The 2,739-nt window shown below is 75.0% G+C and carries 3 protein-coding genes; all 3 read left to right on the top strand.

All coding sequences use genetic code 11. The features are described from left to right. The first annotated feature begins 685 nt into the window (after window positions 1-685). Complete coding sequence (locus tag DQW06_RS26040) at window positions 686-1,996, top strand: cytochrome P450 (protein ID WP_071621791.1); 1,311 nt, start codon at window positions 686-688, stop codon at window positions 1,994-1,996. A 55-nt stretch (window positions 1,997-2,051) separates the two neighbouring features. Then, window positions 2,052-2,456, top strand: a complete 405-nt coding sequence (locus DQW06_RS26035) for a four-helix bundle copper-binding protein (protein ID WP_013152398.1) — start codon at window positions 2,052-2,054, stop codon at window positions 2,454-2,456. Window positions 2,457-2,487: 31 nt separating this feature from the next. Next, on the top strand, window positions 2,488-2,739 hold a 252-nt coding region (locus tag DQW06_RS26030; RefSeq protein ID WP_117199489.1), incomplete at its 3' end, for a hypothetical protein.

The following is a 2,739-nucleotide window of genomic DNA, read 5'->3' as shown; positions in this document are numbered from 1 at the left end:
CCGGGGGCGCCCGCGTGTGCGCGGGGACGCTCCGGTCCCGCGGAGGCGGGGCGCACGTGCGCGAAAGACATCCCGGCCCCATCGAGGCGGGGAGCGCCGGACCGCGGCTTCGAGGGGTTCGGGCACCTCGCGTGCCCCGGCCCGTCGGGGCGGGGAGGGGCACGAAACCCCCGGCGGGCGACCGCGAGGCCCCGGATCCGAAGCGGCCGGGTGTGCGAAGGCCGTGTGCGCGGAGGCCGGGCGGCGCACGGTGACCCCGCAAGTCGCAGAAGTCCCGTGCGTCCCTGTTCGGACACGCCCGGACCGGGGCAGGGGACGGAGTAGAAACCTGGAACCGGCACGTGAGCGGTCAAGGCGGGGAGAACCGGGTCCGGCAGGCCCGCACCTCACCCGGCCTGGGAACAAGGGAACCAGCTCACCGGCACTCATGAGGGCCGTGGGATCTACGGGAGCCGTGAGAGCTGCGAGAACCCGGTGCGGGGCCAGGACCGGCAGCCGTAGGGACCCAAGGCCGACAACAGCAATCCACCGCAGCGAACCGATCGAGGGGACGGTCTCGATGCCCACAGAACACCAGGAGGCACACCGGCGCCGGGGAGCGCATCCGCCACAGGACGCGGGCTCCCGGCCGGAGACGGAACTCCGGCGGGGGGCGCGCCGCCCCACCGCCGCGGAGGAGGCGCGCGTGCTGTCCTCGGTTCTGCTGCCCAACCTGGCGCGGGGCGTGATCGTACGCCGCCCGCTGATGACGGGCCTGGTCGCCGGCCTGGACGCCGACCGCAGGGCGGTCTCCCTCCTGCGCGGCCTGCGCGAACGCCACGGCGACGACCCCCTGCCGCTGCGCCTGGCGGGACGGCGGCTCGCCCTGGTCCTGTCCCCGCAGGACGTGGGCCGGCTCTTGCGGGAGACGCCCGAACCCTTCTCCCCCGGCGGCATGGAGAAGCGCGGTGCGCTCTCCCACTTCCAGCCGCACGGAGTGCTGATCTCCGACCACGACGCACGGCCCGGGCGCCGCGCGGCCAACGTCGCCGCCCTGGTGCCGGGCCAGACGATCCACCCCGACGGGGACGTCGTCGCCGGACAGGCGGACGACGAGGCGCTGGCGCTCAGGCTGGCACTGCGGAGCGGGGAGGTCCTGGACTGGCGCAGGTTCGCCGACTCCTTCCACGCCATGGCCCGGCGCGTGGTCTTCGGCTCGTTCGCCGCGCAGGACCGCCGCACGACCGAACTCCTGCACACTCTGCGCTCGCGCGCGAACTGGGCCTACGCGGCCCCGGCCGACCACGCGGCGAGGGAGGAGTTCCTCGGGCGGGTGCGCGCCAACATCGAACGCGCCGAACCGGGCAGCCTCGCCGCCCGCCTGGTCGCGGGGTCGGCCGCCGCGAAGTCGGCCGCCGGGTGCCCCCACGGCGGGGACGGCCAGGGCGCGGACGTACACCCGGAGGACCAGGTGGCGCACTGGCTGTTCGCCTTCGACGCGGCCGCCGTCGCCGCGTTCCGCTCCCTGGCGCTGCTGACCTCGCTCAGCCCCGGCGCCCACGCGGCCCGCGAGGAGGCGGACGGCCGCGAGGGGCTCGACCTGCCGCTGCTGCGGGCGACGGTGCGCGAGTCGGTGCGGCTGTGGCCGACCACGCTCATGGTGATCCGGGAGAGCACGCGGGAGACGGCCTGGCGGGAGGAGGTGTTCGAGGCGGGAACGGCCTTCCTGGTCGTGAGTTCCTACTTCCACCGGGACTCCTCCCGGCTTCCGTACGCGGACGCGTTCGAGCCGGAGGTCTGGCTCGACGGGCGCGCCGAGGCGGAGCCGGGGATCGTGCCCTTCAGCTACGGCCCCGCCGGGTGCGCGGCGCGCGACCTGGTTCCGCTGACGGTGTCGCTGTTCCTGCGCGCCCTGCTCCGGGGCCGGAACCTGACCCGCGTGGACGCGGGCGGGCCGCTGCCCGCGTCGGGGCTCCCCGCCTCGCTGAACCACTTCGCGCTGCGGTTCTCGCTGTGAAAGCCCCGGTCCGGGCCCGCCCCGGGTCCGGACCGGAAACGTTCGAGGAGGAGTCATGAGCGTCGTCGAACAGATGCTGGACACCCGCTCCGACCGCCGGGGCGACGGGATCGAGGAGAGGGTGCGGGCCTGCATCGAGGCCTGCGGCGCGTGCGCACAGGCGTGCGTGCTGTGCGCGGACTCCTGCCTGGGCGAACGGGCGGTGGCCGAACTGGTCGCGTGCGTGCGCCTGGACCTGGACTGCGCCGACGTGTGCGAGTCCACCCAGCGGGTGCTCTCGCGACGGACCGGGGAGGACGACACCCTCGTCCGGACACTGGTCAAGGCGTGCGCGGAGGCCTGCCGCCTGTGCGGCGAGGAGTGCGACCGCCACGCCGCCCGGCACGAGCACTGCTGGGTGTGCGCCGAGGCGTGCCGCCGCTGCGAGTGCGCGTGCCGTGAGCTTCTCGCGGCCCTGTGAGGACCGCGCCCCCACCCGAAGGAGGAAGGCGATGGAGTGGGCGACACCCGGCGCGCTGTTCGGGATCCTGATGGCCCTCGTCATCCCGATCGGGGTGATCTTCCTGGTGCTGTGGATCATCCGCCGGGACACGATCCGCAAGCAGGAGGCCGTGCGCTCGCCGGACTACTGGAAGGAGCGGCCCGAGGGCAGGCGGTACCCGACCGGCTGGGACAGGGACAGCATGCCGGGGCTCGGGACCGCCCGGCCCGGGGAGGGGACCGCGGGGACCTCGTCCGGCGAG

It is taken from the genome of Nocardiopsis sp. TNDT3, from assembly GCF_003427465.1.
GTDB lineage: Bacteria > Actinomycetota > Actinomycetes > Streptosporangiales > Streptosporangiaceae > Nocardiopsis > Nocardiopsis dassonvillei.
This window is presented reverse-complemented; position numbering and strand designations above follow the sequence as displayed.